This is a genomic window from Rahnella sp. CG8, assembly GCF_023701875.1.
Classification (GTDB): Bacteria; Pseudomonadota; Gammaproteobacteria; order Enterobacterales; family Enterobacteriaceae; genus Rahnella; species Rahnella aceris.
The window spans coordinates 22654-39133 of sequence record NZ_JABAED010000031.1; the positions used below are offsets into that span (position 1 = coordinate 22654).

Sequence of the window (16480 nt, forward strand, 5' to 3'; positions counted from 1 at the left end):
CAAATGAGAATGAAACGCTTTAACTATCAAGTTTAAAACGTTGGCGGAAAGTTTCATTTCCATTGTTGATGAGGAATATGACGGCAGATACTCAGGCAATATGGGACAGAGTTTTTACTTTAATCATGAAAAATCAATTAGTTAAAAAATCCAGCAGTACAACGAAGGTGCCATATTCCCCCGCTGATTCACGTACTCTACGTTCAGTCATAATTTAATGTGTATTAATTTTATCCACACAATTAACGGTCGGTAATTCTGCTACCCATTTAAATCTGACTGAAACACTTAAAGGACTGGTAATTAGGATGCATATTAGTATTTCCCTATCATTAAGTAATATCTATACTTTTCAACACGAAAGACTCTCCAAATACTTTTCACTTTTATAAATCAAAAAACAGCTCAAGATATAAATTTTGATGCCGATAGTGAGATCAATGAAATATAAAAAAGCTGGCTCAGCTGTTTTATAAATTATAAAAAAAATCCGAAGCCTGTTGAGGGCGAATTTATCGTTTAAATACATGAGGATTCTAAAGTGAGATTTATAAGAGATATTAAAATACGAACAGTATTAATAACCATTCTCATCACTTTTTCACTTTTATGGGCCGGAGTATCAGGTTTCGCTTTATACTCACTTAATCAGTTAAAAAGTGAACTGAACTTCACCAATGTTCAACAGCAAAACGGTGACATCATCAATGGTGCCAATGCACAGTATTACCGTGCAGTAACAGCACTGGAACGCGCTATAGCTGGGTTAGAAAAAAACAATAACGGCATTTATGATATTGAAATAAAAGCCACGTTGATTGAATTAGAAAGTCTTAAAAAAGGGTTAGATCAATTTAAAAATATTGATCATGGGAATTTAGACTCCAACACCGTGGACGATATCTATAACAGTTCCTTTACTCTTTTCAACAGTGCTGTATTCCCCATGTATGAATCAGCAGCAGTGAAAAATACAAGTCTGTTCGCGTCTTTAAAAAATGATAAATATCTTCCGCTTAGACGTAACTTTAGTGCAGCCATAGAAAAATATAATGACAAAATTACCTCTCTTAACGCTGAAGCGAATCACAGAATTACCCAGTGGGTTGCATGGTGCCAATATATACTTATAGGTGCTATGGCCCTCAGCGTTGTCATTATGCTTTTGAGCGATCGTTATCTGGCAAACTTTCTTGTTAAACCATTAAACAAAGTGAAAGCTCACCTTGAATCATTGGCAACCGGCATACTTGATAGCAAAATTGCTTTCCAGGGTAAAAACTGCGTTGGACAATTAATACCTTATATCAACAAGATGCAGGATAACTGGGCAAAAACAGTATACGACATCCGAAACAGCGCCGATTCAATTTATAAAGGCTCCAGTGAAATCTCCACCGGGAATACCGACCTTTCCTCCAGGACGGAAGAACAGGCATCTGCACTTGAAGAGACAGCCGCAAGCATGGAACAACTGAGTTCAACCGTTCGACATAATGCAGATAATGCGAGTCAGGCCAGCACACTGGCAGAACAGGCAACTCAGGAGGCAAACCAAGGCGGTGTTATTGTGAACGACGTCATATCTACCATGGTAAAAATTAACGCCAGCTCGCATAAAATCGTAGAAATAATCAGTGTTATTAATGGTATAGCCTTCCAGACCAACATTCTTGCTCTTAATGCCGCTGTTGAAGCAGCACGAGCCGGAGAGCAAGGTCGGGGATTCGCCGTCGTTGCAAGCGAAGTAAGAAATCTGGCGCAGCGCAGTGGACAGGCCGCAAAAGAGATTGGTGTGCTCATTAATGAATCGGTTGAGAACATTCAGTCCGGGTCAGAACAAGTGACCCAGGCCGGGGGAGCCATGGAGAAAATCGTCAGCTCTGTCAGCCGTGTAAATGACATCATGAGCGAGATAGCGGCTGCATCGACTGAACAAAGCAAAGGAATAAACCAAATTGGTATAGCAGTCGTGCAAATGGATAGTGTTACGCAGCAAAATGCCGCACTGGTGCAGGAATCAGCCGCCGCCGCCGCCTCACTTGAAGAGCAGGCACGTCAGCTCACAGAAATTGTCTCGGTGTTTAAAATCGAAGGCAGGGCTCCCCTTTCTTCAGCGAGTCTTCTTCCCAAAAATAAAATACAAAAAAATAGCAGAGTCTTAACCACAGAAGATAGCGGCTGGACGAAGTTCTGATATTCCAGCCCTTCCCGGCATGAATGGGAAGGGCTGGTTCGTCATTCTTGTGGGGCAATGTGACGGCGTTGAATCGGGAAGTTTTACTGTCAGACCTGTCCCCCGGGAGGACAGAGAGCGATGACCGGAAACAGAAATAAAAACTGAATTAAATGAAATTAAAAATAGTCACAGCTTATATTTGACTTAAAAAAGCACTTGAATCCAATAAGTTGTGTGTTTTTCTATGTTCAAACATTGCGCAATGTAACATCGCGATTATCCTTAAAATGAGTCATGAAAAGATTAATCCACAGTCGTTATACCCCGGGTGAGGTATATCGCATGCGGATTAATGAATATGCCCACCTGGTGGGGTGATTATTTTTAAGGATAAGCAATGAAGCTTAAATTGATAGTCAAAAGCCTTGCTCTGGCAGGGTTACTTTCATCAACCAGCCTCACACCGCTATTTGCCCAGGAAGCGCCAAAGGATGCTACGGCGGCGACCAAACAGGTCAATGACGCACTTTATAATCAGCTTCCTTTCTCCGACAACACCGACTTTACCAACGCACATAAAGGATTCATTGCTGCAATACCAGCAGAGGTGATCAAAGGTTCCCAGGGGAATATTGTCTGGGATCCTCAGAAATATGCCTTCATCAAAGAAGGCGATAAGGCTCCTGAAAGCGTCAACCCAAGCCTTTGGCGACAGTCACAATTAATTAATATCAGCGGTCTCTTTGAAGTTACCGACGGGGTTTATCAGATCCGCAATATTGATCTTTCAAACATGACAATTATCGAGGGTAAAGAAGGGATTACGGTGGTTGACCCGCTGGTATCGGCAGAAACCGCGAAAGTGGGTATGGATTTGTACTATAAAAATCGCGGGCAAAAACCTGTCGTCGCAGTGATTTATACCCATAGCCATGTTGATCATTATGGCGGCGTCCGTGGTGTCGTCGACGAAGCTGATGTGAAATCCGGTAAGGTAAAAATTTATGCGCCTGCCGGATTTATGGATGAAGCGGTCTCCGAGAATATCATGGCGGGTAATGTCATGAGCCGCCGAGCCAGTTACATGTACGGTAACCTGCTGAAACCGGATGCGAAAGGCCAGGTGGGTGCGGGTCTGGGTACCACGACATCGGCGGGAACAGTAACGTTAATTGCTCCAACCAACTACATCACCAAGACAGGACAGAAAGAGACGATTGATGGCCTGACTTACGATTTCATGATGGCACCAGGCTCTGAAGCACCGTCTGAAATGCTGTGGTATATCGAAGAGAAAAAACTCATCGAAGCAGCAGAAGATGTTACTCATACCCTGCACAACACATACTCGTTACGTGGCGCAAAAATTCGCGACCCCCTCGCCTGGTCAAAATACATTAACGATGCCATTAACCGCTGGGGTGATAAAGCAGAAATCATCATGGCACAGCACCACTGGCCGACGTGGGGTAAAGATAACGTTGTCAGCCTGATGAAAAGTCAGCGCGATATGTATCGCTATATCAATGATCAGACGTTGCGCCTGGCAAATACCGGCCTGACACGTGATGAAATAGCCGCAAACTTTAAACTCCCGGACGGTCTGGCTAAAACCTGGGCAAGTCGTGGTTATTACGGTTCTGTCAGCCACGATGTAAAAGCGACCTATGTGCTTTATCTCGGCTGGTTTGACGGCAACCCGGCAACATTAGATGAACTGCCACCTGAGGAGGCGGCGAAAAAGTTTGTCGATTATATGGGGGGTGCCGATAACATCCTGAAAAAGGCCAAAGAGGATTACGATCAAGGGAATTACCGGTGGGTAGCACAGGTGGTGAGTAAAGTTGTCTTTGCTGACCCGAAAAATGAGGCTGCGCGTAACCTCGAAGCTGATGCACTGGAACAACTGGGCTATCAGGCCGAATCAGGACCATGGCGTAATTTCTATCTCACTGGCGCGCAGGAATTACGTAATGGCGTGCAGAAACTGCCAACGCCGAATACGGCAAGCGCGGATACGGTAAAAGCCATGTCGCCTGAAATGTTCTTCGACTATCTGGGTGTGCATATCAATGGCGAGAAAGCGGCGAATGCAAAAGCGGTGTTTAACGTTGATCTGGGCAGTGACGGCGGCAAGTACAAGCTGGAACTGGAAAACGGTGTGCTCAATCATACAGCCGATGCAGAAGCGAAAGACGCCGATGCCACTATTGTCCTGAACCGTGACACCCTCAACAAAATTATCCTCAAGGAAGTCACACTGAAACAAGCTGAAGATAAAGGCGATGTGAAGGTGACCGGCAACGGTGCGAAGCTGGATGAAATGCTGGGTTATATGGATAAATTTGAGTTCTGGTTCAATATCGTCACGCCATAAATAAAACCCCTGCGGTGTTTCTACCACAGCCGCAGGGGAATTCAATTCAGGTGATCTTATGCGTCGGATATTCACACTATTACCCTTACTTTTCCCCTTCGTTTCGGGTTATGTCCTGGCGGCCGAAGAACATACGCCGGACGCTGCGCAGGCGAATAACCCGCTGGCCAATATGACTGCATTCAATATGCAGAATTATTATATCGGCGACGTCAGCGGAACCGATAAAGATGCCAACCAGTTCTGGTTCCGTTATGCCCAGCCATTTTCGCTGGGTGAAAGTCACTGGCTACTGCGCGGCTCTTTACCTGTAAACACATACCCTTCACCTCCGTCTGGCGGCCATAAAACCGGCACAGGTGATCTTAATCTTTTCGCGTCATGGTTGATTGATACCGGCAATCCTGCTGTCAGCTTTGGCTTTGGACCGCAAATCACTGCCCCTACTGCAAGCGATGATTCATTGGGCACAGAGAAATGGTCAGCGGGTTTGGTCAACGTGTTATTTGATGCGAGTTCACCAAAATTTCAATACGGCTACCTTGCGTCATGGCAGCACAGTTTCGCCGGAAAAGACGATCGCAACGATGTTCATCTCGGGACATTCCAGCCATTTCTCTTTTACCAGTTAGGGGGCGGGACTTATCTTCGCGCAGCACCTATATGGGTTTATAACTTCCAGAATGACAGTTATAGCGTCCCCATGGGGCTTGGGATTGGGCAGGTCATCAGGCAGGAAAAAACCGTCTACAACTTCTTTATCGAACCACAAGGCTCAGTAGCAGATCACGGACCTGGTCAGCCCAGATGGCAGATTTTTGCCGGGCTGAACCTGCAGTTTCTCTAGTTTACTCCGTTCGCTGAAACATAAGGGGAATGGCTGCCATGCTTACGCGGGTGCAACGTTCCCCTTTCTTATTATGGTAACAGGAAGGGGTTTAATGGGTTGTTTTAAAGGTAGGTTATTGATTTAAAGAATGATCAAAAAAACAACCAAACACTCATTCAATTTATTAAAATCAATAAGTTTAATAAACAGGGAGTGCGTCAGTCGAGCGCCTGGTCATTCATTGACGCCGGATCTTCCAAGGGTTCTACGTGAGTGGTGATATGGATAAAAGGCAGTGCTGTGCGGATATCATTCTCTATACGCTCAGCCCAGTCGTGACCATGTTGAACAGTCCATAGCCCAGGAACGAGGATGTGCAGTGTCATAAACGCGCGTCCGCCCGCCTGGCGTGTGCGCAGCGCATGGAAACCGAGCCCCTGCTCACGGTATCCCGCCAGCAGCGACTCGATTTTTTCGAGTTCTTCAACGGGTAGCGAGACGTCCATCAGACCCGCAGCTGAACGGCTCATGAGCTGATAACCGGTCCACACGATGTTGGCCGCGACCAGCAATGCAATAACCGGATCGACCCATAACCAGCCGGTCAGATAGACCAGTCCGACGCCCAAAATGACCCCGACCGACGTCCAGACATCGGTCAGCAGGTGGTGAGCATCTGCCTCAAGCGTGATTGAATTGTGCTGCTTGCCAGCCCTTAACAATATTCGTGCCGTCACAAAATTAAGAACGGATGCAACCACAGAAACCAGTAGTCCGACACCAACCGCGTCGAGTGGCTGCGGGGCCAACATACGATCAACGGCGGTATAGGCAATACTGGCTGCCGCCAATAGGATCAAGAACCCCTCAAAAGCGCTCGAAAAATATTCGGCTTTACCGTGTCCATATGCGTGCTTATCGTCGGCCGGAAGTGCAGCCAGGGTCAGCATCCAGAGCGCCATCAGGGCTCCCGCGAGGTTGACCACGGATTCGATGGCATCAGACAGCAGACCGACCGAACCGGTCATTTTCCACGCCACACCTTTTAGTCCGATGGTGGCAATCGCAGTGGCAATGGACAGCCAGGCGTAGCGCGTAAGTGATGGCGTCAATGCTTTGTTTTTACTCATTATTTCACCCTGTAATGGACGGCAAACTACATTATTGCCACACCAAAAATTAATCACTTAAGTCAGATGTACCATTTTTATATGCTTCAATTAAAAGATGCAAAACTCCCATCGCACCATGTGTATAAAAATAGACCTCAGTGAAATTAGAAAACCACATATAATAAGCCCAAATCCTGAAATAATGTGCATCCAGGTTATAACCCCTTCAAGACTATGTTCAGCAATTGCTTCGGTCTCTGTCAGATTAGCGTTAATAATTTCCGACATTATTAAAAATGCCACCATGGTGTGAAGAATACGAAAAAAACTAGCATATTCATGGGGTAACATACTCCAGACTCGCAATTTCATTAATGAGCTCTTAGCATATTTACCCATAGTCTGAATCATACAAAAGAATTATTAGCATAACCTTAATTCTGAAAATTTCAGCAGACATTAGTTCAGTTCATGATACTGATATCCATGAAATAGGAATGATAACTATTATTATGATTTATTCTCTTCTTGTTACTCAGCAGATCCCCTATATATAATTTTAGTTTGCAGAATAATAATACTGAGTTCATTCTCAGTTCTGCCAGCAGAAAAACCAGATGGCAGCCCGGCACGCTTCGAGCGGATAGCATTACCCAAGCATTCTGGCGCGCGGTAAAAAAACGGTGTATCACGGAGCGAAAGCCCGCAGTCTTGCTTCCCGGCTTTACGAGCGGGAATACGGCGCGGAATTTGCTCAGAAACTATTGGGGCATAAATCGATGAAAATGACGAACGTTTATCCTGATAGCCGCAGTACCGAATGGACGGAGATATAGACAGGATTTAGAATTTAGGATTTAGGATTTAGGATTTAGGATTTAGGATTTAGGATTTAGGATTTAGGATTTAGGATTTAGGATTTAGGGAGATGATAAAATTATCTTTATAAATCAAATAGTAAAAAAAAAGACCGAATACGACTACAAATCAATTAAATCAGTTGCTTATCACCACAATTGGCGATTATGTGGCGATAAATATGCATCAACCATTGAACCATTGTTCAAAATGAATTGGGAAACGAGCATTGAAACCATCGATTCTCGTTGTGACCGTTTGGAAATCATGATTTGTTCTTAGCTCGATATGATGCAAATCACGATTGATATGTCCTGATATCGCTACAAAAAAGACTGCAACATCTTTGACATACAGTAATTCATAGGACTCTTTATAAAGAGTCACTATAAAATCGTGGCTGTCTACGGCAGGGCTCCACCTGAATTGAACCTTAACTTCTTTCATAAATCCTAACTTGCACATAATAAAATTAGGGTGTTCTAGAGTTTTTGTAACTGTCAAACTTTTAACGACTGTTGCAACCGAACTAGGATTGAAAAGTACTAACTTTAAAATATACTCATCACCTACTTGTTTACATTCAACGAACTCAAAATTTGTCTCTCCAACTCTTGAGTTATTACGATTCATTAAATAACTTAACTTTTGAAGTTTACTATTTCTGAAGTGAACAATTAGCGTAGCTATAGAAATAATGAAGCTAAACACTAGTAATATATCTTTTATTGTTTGCAAGGTCATATTCAAACCACTCAAATCCTCAACACATATGAAAATACGGTAGTTAAACAACCACTACCGTAATTCAAATCAATCACCGATAAGTACTGAGTGAATGATCTTCCCTCTACTTATACGATTGCTACGGTCATTACTCGCTTGTAATGCAGCTTTATAATATACTTGAGGTTCATCTTCTGTTCCTTTATATGTGTTTGAAGATACCTCTTCAACTTTTTCATAAAAAGCATCTAAAGAATTTCTGCATTTAGAATTATCTAAATCCACACCCTCATATATCATCAGACGATGAACCTCAACAAATAAAGTATAAAAGTCAGCTTTTTTCATTGCACGACTACTGGCAGTAAAGTTCATCGAGTCAATGAAGCTCAAAACCATGGTGATATTCGTATTTAGCAGGTCTTTGCCATCGAACTCTTCATTATATTTTTCCAGATATACTTCTATCTCTTTGTCTCTATTAAAGTATGTAGACATTATTGTGGTAACAAGCCCTAAACAATATCTTACATCGTTCATCCTTTTTATATCTGATGAAGTAAAAATCCTATAGTCATAGAAAAACTTATGTTCAGATAGTTTTTCACTGAATTTTTTAAACTCACCATCATACCTAGCATTGTCTATCTCCATTGCATTTAAACCATAGCTAGTTGAGTTTATTTTTTTAAAAATATCCTTAATTACTTCAATTGACATAGCACCTAGATCTCGAACAACCACACTATATTCAAGAAACTCAATTTGTTTGTTTTCTGGCAAATTTTCATAATTTTGTATATCTGCTGGTAACCTTAGGTCAGGATCGCCTTTAAAGTATTGGTATAGTGTTGTTACTCTCTGTTGGCCATCTACTAATACTTCTGCACCCTCACCTGTCTTAGGATCAACTCTACCTGCTGCAATATAAATTTCAGGAAAAGGATAACCCGAAATAACCGTTCTTATGAACTCAACTTTATCTTTATTCGTCCAAACAAGACGCCTTTGAAAGTCAGGCTGAGGGATCAATGCCCCTGATCCAATTGCCGTTAGCAAAACCCTTAAACGTCTATTTGAAGCTGAAGTATTCATTGTCATGATCGAATCTCCGAGATACATTGTTCCAGACAAACTTGTTGATATTTTTCCAAAAAAAATGAATTGTAATAAATACCCGCAGCAATTTTAAAATCCCCATATCTCCGAGAATTTGTCATCTCTGAAAAGAAATCCCACCAATCCCCTGAGAATGCAAAATTACTACTTGGCGGAAATTTGTCAGGGCGAATCCAGCCAGCAGCAAGATATCGAAAAAAATTATTTTTACTTGGCCAATCAGCACCACTATACTTATATTCAATTGCTGACTTCCAGATTTTTTCGAATAAAAATGGTGAAACAATTGCAACATCGATATCAGACTCTTCACCAAATGGAACAAATCTTTTATTAGGTTTAATGCTAAATCCTAACTTACATGAACCGACAATGACCACATTGTCAAAGTTAATACCAAATTTATCGCATATGTTACTTTTCAGCGCATAACTTTGGCTAGAGTCTATCATCTGGCAGTCTGAATGAAGTATAAATCGCCTGAAAGTATCGGTGGCTGTGTTTTCCAAAAGAAATGACTTAAAATCATCGATGTAAGCACTCATCGCCTTCTCCTCTTCGCTGCCTCCTCGAAAGAGTACAACGCATAAAGTAATCATTCCAATATTATTGTTCTTTTTACTTCCCCAATATATTTCACATCATCAAGCTGGCATTTAAAACCAGCTTTCCCATTCACGACATTAATCATATTTCCGGGTATTCTTGATATAGTATATATATCATGGGCGCCATCAACATTTAATAGCCATTTCCCGTTTCCAATTATTTTCTCGCCGAAATCTACAATCCATGAATTATTATCTTTCTCGACATAACACAAAGATTTATTTCCATTTGTTACTAAGGAGGCATCTGCAATCCAAGTTCCATCTTCAATTAAAATGGATGATGAAATCGTAAATTTTTTCAAAACAACATAAGGTTGAGAAGGATATGTATTGCCTTTCAAGAGATGATTTGAATCTGCCTCACCTGTTGAGAGCCATGCAAGTGAAACCCCGGTTTCCAAGGCGCATGCAATCACTACATCACCAGGAAAAAACTCTCTGCGCACCCATGTACTTATGGTTCCTGTCGAGATTCCAAGATATTCACTAAGCTCTTTCTGAGTTTTGAAACCGTAAGCTTCCAAGATGCGTTGCAGAACAGGTTTTCCACCTGATTGCAGCATTTTCGCAATCAGAGGCTGCCCCTTAAGTGTTGAATGTCCTAGCGACTCCCGGGAAATAAATTTATTTGCATTTGCAAACACACCAGTCACTAACCATTGAACATCCGCTCCTGTGTCAAGCGCACACTGCACCAATACATTACCTGGAACCTGCCCACGCTGAAGCCAACTAGCAACATTGCTCTTCGCAATGCCGAGCTTATCACTCAGTTCTTTTTGCATCGTAAACCCATATGCCGAAAGGATTCTTTCCAGCACATCAGCCGCTACAGCATTTTCTAGACGCATTTTTTTTACCAATAAATCGCTAAAAGAGATTTACAGTTCAAATAAAGCGTTCTAAAGTGACAACACACCACATGTTACACAGTAGAACTCAAACTGCTCAAAGGGAGATTTTGCTTTATGTCTGATCAGAATGCAATTCAAGCGACCATTGATAAGAAAGCCGTTTCTAAGGAACTATTAAACTCGGTTGTTTCCCAGTTGCTACCGGCCTTGGAGTCAGCCCTGTCTGCAACTATTGTGAACTCCATAAGTTTGCAACTGACTACGCTCGCCAATTCCCCAACAATCTCTAAGAAAGATTTTGCTGCAATTAATGGTATCAGCTCCGCAGTCCTCGAAAAGTGGATCGCGAATGGAGTCGTCCTTCTTGCACCAACTCCTTCAACTACAATCACCCAGCAACGCAAAAACCGAAAAACAGGTCAAATGCAAACTGTCGTTATGGAACGTCATGGCAATGCCCTGATCAATCTTGAGGCCTGGCGTGAAAAAAACCGTCAGCAAGCCATCAAGTGCCGCTACATAAATCGTTGAGTCAGATTATTCAAACTAGCAGGGACTAACAATGTTTGATTATCGCGTTTCCAAACACGCTCACTTTGACGATGCATGTAAGGCATTTGTGAATCGTCATAACCTTACCGAACTTGCCGCGCTGATGGGCACTAAACCCCAAATCCTGCGCAATAAGTTCAACCCTGAACAACCTCATAAGCTTACCTGTGAGGAAGTTCTTTTAATCACTGATTTGACTGAGGATGCAGCCCTTCTCGATGGCATGCTTGCACAGATAAATTGCCTGCCGTCAGTACCGGTCAATGAAATTGCTACTTCTAATCTTTCAACCTACGCACTACAGGCAACTGCCGCCGTAGGTTCTATTGCAGCTGATGCAGTGAAAGGTGGTGCGGTCAGTTCTCAGCGTCGAATGTCATTACTCGAAGGTGTTAATGCCGGTATTCGCCATCTGTCACTGATCGGTTTAGTTGTTCAAGGCCGAGTACAGGCATCCCCTGCGCTGGCATCCGCAGTTGGTGCTATTGCAAGCGTCACGACAAATGGGCTGATGTGAATATGGCTGTTTCTATTGCTCCATTTTTAAAACAGCAGAGTCCATCTCGCCACTTTAGCCACGGTTGCATCGAGTTACCAGGTGGAAAGCGTTGGAACCCTTCAATGTCACAAACCACTGCCCCGCAGGCCGTGAGAAATTCAAAACCGCTTATAAAGCGTCTGTTTAGTTGAGGTGATTATGTCTTTAGTGAATGAAGAACATATTCAAATAGGTAAAAAACATCTTTCCCGAATTAAAGAGATGTTTGATTTCAGAAAGAATGTAGCGCAGGAAACATTTGATACTCAGCCGCTGCATATGCGTAGAACAATCTGTTTTCATGCTGGCTTATCTCGTCGCCATCTTGAGATGAAGTTTGCTGAATTAACACCGACGGAAAGGCATCAAGTAGTTGCGGCGCTAAATTCTTTGCTTGGTTTAACTGAATCACTGCCGAAATTTATCAGTGATGATGATTGCAAGATAAATATTAAACACTAACCCGTATTCAAACTAATTGGCGTCAACTCGCCGGGCACTCGTTTGCCCAAAAACAGGAGTTCTGCATGAAAAATATGATTGATAACCCCCGTCAGAATATTGTTGGTTTGCCAGTTATGGGCATTGATTTAGCTTCACCAGAACGCGATTACACCTCAGTTCTGGATTTGTCGTTGATGCTCGACACAGCTCGTAATGAAGAACGCGCTAATCGAGCGGTGGTGTTTGCTGGCCGCCTGGAAGCGATTGCCAGTTTCATTCTCAAACGTGAAATGACAGGAATTGAGGCTGCTGAAGCACTCCGCATTGAAGCTAACCGAATCCAAAGTGAAGCGGAGGCGTAACAATGGCTGATGTAATCGACACCGCTCAGGAGCGCGCTGATCTCATTCTTTCCGCACAAATCCAAGCCGCCCGCGCAACTGTTGCGGGCATTTCCGCAATGTTCTGCATCGACTGCGACCGCCCGATACCGGAGCAACGCCGTGCAGCTCTGCCGGGGGTTGAGCTTTGTGTTTACTGCAAAGAACTGGCTGAGTTGAACGCCAAACATTACCGGAGAAAGCAATGATCTATTTCTCAATAGTTCTTCTTCTCCTTGGCGTGAACGCAGCCCGCTATTTCTTCTCTGATTTTAAAGGTGGTCTGTAATGGATTCAGCATGCGGTTTAGTCGATGGACGCACTTCACCTAAAGCTATTTTCCTCTACGACTACACCGGCCTTATGGCTCAGCCGTGGCTCGATGCAGGCTATGAATGTTGGTGTTTTGACGGGCAGCATGATGCGGGTATCACCCGGGATGGTAACCACGTAAAGGTCGGCATGTGGTTCTCCGCTGATAAAAAATTTCAACAGGCGCGTGAAATAGCTGAAATGGTGGGTTCCGGCGTCGCGATGGTTTTCGGTTTTCCGGAATGTACTGATCTGACTGTAGCCGGTGCGCGTCATTTTGAATCAAAACGTAAAGCCAACCCTTTATTTCAGATTGAAGCTGCTGAGCTGGCTGATTTAGTCCGTCTGGTTGGATTAATGGTGAATTCCCGCTGGGCATTTGAAAATCCGGTGGGTGTGCTTTCAAGTATTTACCGCAAACCTGATTTCACTTTCCATCCCTGCGACTTCGGCGGATATCTGCCATCTGACGATCAGCATCCGGTTTATCCGGACGTTTACCCGGGTCAGGATGCCTACAACAAAGGGACATGCATCTGGTCCGGTAATGGCTTTAAAAAACCGAAACTGAAACGCGTCCCCCCGCTGCATAAAGACAATCCAGGCTGGCGGTTTTGCGGTGGCAAATCGACTGCCACCAAAAATAAACGCAGTGCCACGCCTCGTGGTTTTGCGGTTGCTGTATTTCAGGCTAACCACCCGATTTCAGAATGATGCTGGCAAGCCGCTTCACCCCTCAGATTATAACGCCCGAATTCTGGGCGTTTCCCTGGAACAAACCACGCCAGGCTGTTTCTGGCTTTGAAAGACCGCTTACCCGTGATGAATACGATCAGGGGCAAGCTGTTTTAATCAGAGTAAAAAACCTCTCTACCGACCTGCGAGAAATTTTCACAGGTCGTCATGCGTATCTGCTGAAAACTCAGGGTATTCACGCCGCCAATAAATATCTGGTTTATACCCTTGGTCGCAGCATCCTTCCCCGCGTCGGGGCGGTCAATGCCGCTCACGCAATGAATATTAAAGCCTCCATGAAATTCATGTCTGAGGCAGATACCTATCACAGCCTGCCGAGTATGAGCGATAAACCGCTGCGCCGGTTCGCTCAGGACATCGCCGGACAACTGAAAGAAATCTATGAAGAACGTTGCGATCAGTTGCTTGCTCAGTACAACGGGGATAATTCGATTCTTTTTGAGCGTGATACCCAGTGCGAGCTTTACAGTGAAATCGCTGGTATGGGACAGGCTTTCAATATCACGCCGATGTATTGGGCAAAATTTTGCAAAGGCAAACTGGATGCCGTTTCCGCTATCGCTGCCATGTCGCGTCTGGTTAATCCGGACTGGTGGTTACGCCAGCTAAAAGGTCAGCGCACCCGCTGGCGTGAATCTTTACTGATCGCCATCGGCAAAGTGAACCGCGACGCTTCCCCATATGCTAGTAAGCAGGCTATCCGTGAAGTGCGTGCGCGCCGTCTGTCGAATCTCGACTACCTGAAAAGCTGCGAACTGGAGAACATCGAAACCGGGGAACGTTTCAGTCTGATAGACAAAGTGATGGCGAGTATTTCAAACCCTGAGATCCGCCGCATGGAGTTAATGAGCACGATCGCCGGCACAGAAAAGTATGCCGCCGCAAATGGCGACGTCGGGATGTTTCTGACCATCACCACGCCTTCCAAATTTCACCCGACCCGCATGGTTGGCAAGGGCGATAAAAAGCGCGTTCAGCGCAATCACGCCTGGGACAAAGAGGCCTATACCCCGAAAGATGCGCAGCGTTATCTGTGCGGAATTTGGAGCAAAATGCGCACCGCGTTCAAAGACAGTGGCCTGTCCGTTTACGGGATGCGGGTGGTGGAACCTCACCACGACGCGACGCCGCACTGGCACATGATGCTATTCACCAAGCCCGCCATGCGTCACCGGGTGATCGATATCATGCGCAAATACGCCATGAAGGAAGACGGTGACGAACGCGGTGCAGCTAAAAACCGCTTTGACTGTAAGCACCTGAATCGCGGCGGCGCGGCGGGCTATATCGCCAAATACATCGCAAAGAACATCGACGGTTACGCACTGGAAGGCGAGCGTGACCACGAAACCGGCGAGTTGCTGACAGACTCCGCTGCCGCTGTTACTGCTTGGGCTGCTACCTGGCGTATCCCGCAGTTTCATCCTATCGGCCTGCCTACGATGGGTTCATACCGTGAGTGCCGCCGCATCCGTTCCATCAGTCTGACTGAAACCTTTGACGAAGAAGTGGAAGCTGTCCGCGCTGCTGCTGATGCCGGTGATTTTATGGCGTACATGTCAGCCCAGGGCGGCGCTAATGTGCCTCGCGACGATCAGACTGTGCGTGTCGCCCGCCGCGTGGCTGATGAGCTGAACGCATACGATGAGGAAGTCAAAAAGGTTGTGGGCATTTTTGCGCCTCACCTCGGCGACTCCCACGTTTATGAAACCCGCACAACACAATGGCGGATCGTTTCTTCCGCCGTTGACGTTGAGGTTTTGACCTCAAAAAGCGCCCACGGCGCGCCTCGGAGTCCTGTCAATAACTGTGGGTTAGGTGAAAAGAAACAAGCCGCAAATAGGCGTGATAGCCAGGTTGGGAAAGCGCCTACAGCGTCTAATTCTGACAACCTGCGAGTCATTGACTGGACAGACACTGCCGCCGTGAGGGCGATTGTGGCGCGTATACGTGAAGAAACGCCGAAGGTGAGTAAATCACAACGAAGCTTTGACCCGACTAAAGGCCGTGATGTTGCCCCATCAGCAAGATTGACGTCTGAAGAACGGGCGCGATTGCCACAGATTGAACAGGAATTGCTTAAAAACGATATCAAAGCTCAAAGATGGGAGCTGGAAGCATTAACCCGGGGAGCCAAAATCAGTTTTGGTGATGTTGTGATCCATCATCCCCCTCTTATGGAATGGCAGGAATTTTATGACGACTAGGACTGTTTAAACATTAATCTAAGCTATTGGTTAAAAACTAACATTCAGTTTTTATTGGAATTTGTTAAGAAATGGTAATATTATACTGTATAAATAAACAGTGCATTGGAGTGAGTAATGGAATCCTCTCATGAGCTAAAGATGGCTTTGATAAAAATCCGGCTTATGGCTGACATCGCACAGTCAGGCCAGTGCAGAAATGACGAGTACGCATTGGTGATGGAAATGATCTCTGACATGGCCGATAGCGTTCTGGATGAAGAAGACACGCCGTCAGTGCCATTCTCTGTTTACAACGATGAAGAATAGCCAGGAACGCGGGCGATCTCACTTTGATAGCTCTGCATGCAGTGAGTGCATGATTTTGCATTGTGATCGCCCTGCTCTTTTCTCCCCGCGACACCAGTGCTGACATGGATCACAGTGGATCACGCAACTGCATCAAAAGCGACCTATAAAGCGGGCAGGCGTGGCGGGGATAGCATTGCGCGCTGGCGGTAAACACTCGAATGAGTTGTTAGAACGGATTTAAAATTCAGCTCCGGATGTTGGTTCTCCCTTACAACTAGAAGTTTTCATAAATCGCACATTATAACTGTATAAAAAAACAGTGCTCTGATATGTTA

The 16480-nt window shown here is 44.7% G+C and carries 18 protein-coding genes; 13 read left to right on the forward strand and 5 right to left on the reverse strand.

What is annotated here, in order from left to right; translation table 11 throughout:
* Positions 1–541 precede the first annotated feature (541 nt).
* The 3 genes from HGO41_RS25875 (at position 542) to HGO41_RS21730 (ending at position 5403) form a co-directional block, all read left to right on the forward strand.
* Positions 542–2197 (forward strand): methyl-accepting chemotaxis protein, encoded by a 1656-nt coding sequence (locus HGO41_RS25875; RefSeq protein ID WP_250981401.1) that lies wholly within the window; start codon positions 542–544, stop codon positions 2195–2197.
* A 379-nt stretch (positions 2198–2576) separates the two neighbouring features.
* Complete coding sequence (locus HGO41_RS21725) at positions 2577–4556, forward strand: alkyl/aryl-sulfatase (RefSeq protein WP_121020110.1); 1980 nt, start codon at positions 2577–2579, stop codon at positions 4554–4556.
* A gap of 58 nt (positions 4557–4614) precedes the next feature.
* Positions 4615–5403 carry a hypothetical protein gene (locus HGO41_RS21730; protein WP_131637951.1) on the forward strand — a complete coding sequence of 263 codons (789 nt, stop codon included), beginning with the start codon at positions 4615–4617 and terminating at the stop codon, positions 5401–5403.
* Between the two features lie 200 nt (positions 5404–5603).
* On the opposite strand, the gene HGO41_RS21735 is transcribed toward HGO41_RS21730, so the two are convergent.
* Positions 5604–6515: a cation diffusion facilitator family transporter gene (locus tag HGO41_RS21735; protein ID WP_112152160.1), complete on the reverse strand. Its 912-nt coding sequence runs from the start codon at positions 6513–6515 to the stop codon at positions 5604–5606.
* A gap of 665 nt (positions 6516–7180) precedes the next feature.
* On the opposite strand from HGO41_RS21735, the gene HGO41_RS21740 reads away from it, so the two are divergent.
* Positions 7181–7333 (forward strand): tyrosine-type recombinase/integrase, encoded by a 153-nt coding sequence (locus tag HGO41_RS21740; RefSeq protein WP_250981402.1) that lies wholly within the window; start codon positions 7181–7183, stop codon positions 7331–7333.
* Between the two features lie 208 nt (positions 7334–7541).
* On the opposite strand, the gene HGO41_RS21745 is transcribed toward HGO41_RS21740, so the two are convergent.
* The 4 genes from HGO41_RS21745 to HGO41_RS21760 all read right to left on the reverse strand — a co-directional run bounded on the left by HGO41_RS21745 (position 7542) and on the right by HGO41_RS21760 (position 10662).
* Positions 7542–8099 (reverse strand): hypothetical protein, encoded by a 558-nt coding sequence (locus tag HGO41_RS21745; protein ID WP_250981403.1) that lies wholly within the window; start codon positions 8097–8099, stop codon positions 7542–7544.
* Between the two features lie 69 nt (positions 8100–8168).
* Positions 8169–9182 carry a GmrSD restriction endonuclease domain-containing protein gene (locus HGO41_RS21750; protein WP_250981404.1) on the reverse strand — a complete coding sequence of 338 codons (1014 nt, stop codon included), beginning with the start codon at positions 9180–9182 and terminating at the stop codon, positions 8169–8171.
* Positions 9179–9745: a hypothetical protein gene (locus tag HGO41_RS21755; RefSeq protein ID WP_250981405.1), complete on the reverse strand. Its 567-nt coding sequence runs from the start codon at positions 9743–9745 to the stop codon at positions 9179–9181. Before HGO41_RS21755 ends, HGO41_RS21750 begins: the two co-directional genes overlap by 4 nt.
* 50 nt (positions 9746–9795) lie before the next feature.
* Positions 9796–10662 (reverse strand): phage repressor protein CI, encoded by an 867-nt coding sequence (locus tag HGO41_RS21760; RefSeq protein WP_250981406.1) that lies wholly within the window; start codon positions 10660–10662, stop codon positions 9796–9798.
* 117 nt (positions 10663–10779) lie between these two features.
* Here HGO41_RS21760 and HGO41_RS21765 point away from each other — a divergent pair, with 117 nt between their 5' ends.
* The 9 genes from HGO41_RS21765 to HGO41_RS21805 all read left to right on the forward strand — a co-directional run bounded on the left by HGO41_RS21765 (position 10780) and on the right by HGO41_RS21805 (position 16163).
* A complete protein-coding gene (locus tag HGO41_RS21765) occupies positions 10780–11196 on the forward strand; it encodes a hypothetical protein (protein WP_250981407.1) in 417 nt (138 codons plus the stop codon).
* Positions 11197–11227: 31 nt separating this feature from the next.
* Entirely contained in the window at positions 11228–11734 is a 507-nt protein-coding gene (locus HGO41_RS21770; protein ID WP_131694578.1) for a phage regulatory CII family protein, read from the forward strand.
* Positions 11735–11736: 2 nt separating this feature from the next.
* Positions 11737–11907 carry a phage filamentation protein Fil family protein gene (locus HGO41_RS21775; protein ID WP_217204708.1) on the forward strand — a complete coding sequence of 57 codons (171 nt, stop codon included), beginning with the start codon at positions 11737–11739 and terminating at the stop codon, positions 11905–11907.
* A 7-nt stretch (positions 11908–11914) separates the two neighbouring features.
* Complete coding sequence (repB, locus tag HGO41_RS21780) at positions 11915–12217, forward strand: phage replication protein B (RefSeq protein ID WP_104922600.1); 303 nt, start codon at positions 11915–11917, stop codon at positions 12215–12217.
* 65 nt (positions 12218–12282) lie between these two features.
* Positions 12283–12561 carry a DUF2732 family protein gene (locus HGO41_RS21785; RefSeq protein WP_250981408.1) on the forward strand — a complete coding sequence of 93 codons (279 nt, stop codon included), beginning with the start codon at positions 12283–12285 and terminating at the stop codon, positions 12559–12561.
* 2 nt (positions 12562–12563) lie between these two features.
* Entirely contained in the window at positions 12564–12788 is a 225-nt protein-coding gene (locus HGO41_RS21790; protein WP_250981409.1) for a TraR/DksA family transcriptional regulator, read from the forward strand.
* Between the two features lie 79 nt (positions 12789–12867).
* Positions 12868–13605: a Dcm methylase gene (locus tag HGO41_RS21795; protein ID WP_250981410.1), complete on the forward strand. Its 738-nt coding sequence runs from the start codon at positions 12868–12870 to the stop codon at positions 13603–13605.
* The gene (locus HGO41_RS21800) at positions 13605–15854 is read left to right on the forward strand and encodes a replication endonuclease (RefSeq protein ID WP_250981428.1); all 2250 of its coding nucleotides are present in this window, start codon (positions 13605–13607) and stop codon (positions 15852–15854) included. The genes HGO41_RS21795 and HGO41_RS21800 overlap by 1 nt, the downstream gene beginning before the upstream one ends.
* Positions 15855–15995: 141 nt before the next feature.
* Positions 15996–16163, forward strand: a complete 168-nt coding sequence (locus HGO41_RS21805) for a hypothetical protein (protein WP_250981411.1) — start codon at positions 15996–15998, stop codon at positions 16161–16163.
* Positions 16164–16480: the final 317 nt, after the last annotated feature.

Coding starts and splice junctions, on each gene's coding strand:
- HGO41_RS21725 (WP_121020110.1), top strand. CDS start 2,577: ATGAAGCTTAAATTGATAGTCAAAAGCCTTGCTCTGGCAGGGTTACTT.
- HGO41_RS21730 (WP_131637951.1), top strand. CDS start 4,615: ATGCGTCGGATATTCACACTATTACCCTTACTTTTCCCCTTCGTTTCG.
- HGO41_RS21735 (WP_112152160.1), bottom strand. CDS start 6,515: ATGAGTAAAAACAAAGCATTGACGCCATCACTTACGCGCTACGCCTGG.
- HGO41_RS21745 (WP_250981403.1), bottom strand. CDS start 8,099: ATGACCTTGCAAACAATAAAAGATATATTACTAGTGTTTAGCTTCATT.
- HGO41_RS21750 (WP_250981404.1), bottom strand. CDS start 9,182: ATGACAATGAATACTTCAGCTTCAAATAGACGTTTAAGGGTTTTGCTA.
- HGO41_RS21755 (WP_250981405.1), bottom strand. CDS start 9,745: ATGAGTGCTTACATCGATGATTTTAAGTCATTTCTTTTGGAAAACACA.
- HGO41_RS21760 (WP_250981406.1), bottom strand. CDS start 10,662: ATGCGTCTAGAAAATGCTGTAGCGGCTGATGTGCTGGAAAGAATCCTT.
- HGO41_RS21765 (WP_250981407.1), top strand. CDS start 10,780: ATGTCTGATCAGAATGCAATTCAAGCGACCATTGATAAGAAAGCCGTT.
- HGO41_RS21770 (WP_131694578.1), top strand. CDS start 11,228: ATGTTTGATTATCGCGTTTCCAAACACGCTCACTTTGACGATGCATGT.
- HGO41_RS21775 (WP_217204708.1), top strand. CDS start 11,737: ATGGCTGTTTCTATTGCTCCATTTTTAAAACAGCAGAGTCCATCTCGC.
- repB (WP_104922600.1), top strand. CDS start 11,915: ATGTCTTTAGTGAATGAAGAACATATTCAAATAGGTAAAAAACATCTT.
- HGO41_RS21785 (WP_250981408.1), top strand. CDS start 12,283: ATGAAAAATATGATTGATAACCCCCGTCAGAATATTGTTGGTTTGCCA.
- HGO41_RS21790 (WP_250981409.1), top strand. CDS start 12,564: ATGGCTGATGTAATCGACACCGCTCAGGAGCGCGCTGATCTCATTCTT.
- HGO41_RS21795 (WP_250981410.1), top strand. CDS start 12,868: ATGGATTCAGCATGCGGTTTAGTCGATGGACGCACTTCACCTAAAGCT.
- HGO41_RS21800 (WP_250981428.1), top strand. CDS start 13,605: ATGCTGGCAAGCCGCTTCACCCCTCAGATTATAACGCCCGAATTCTGG.
- HGO41_RS21805 (WP_250981411.1), top strand. CDS start 15,996: ATGGCTTTGATAAAAATCCGGCTTATGGCTGACATCGCACAGTCAGGC.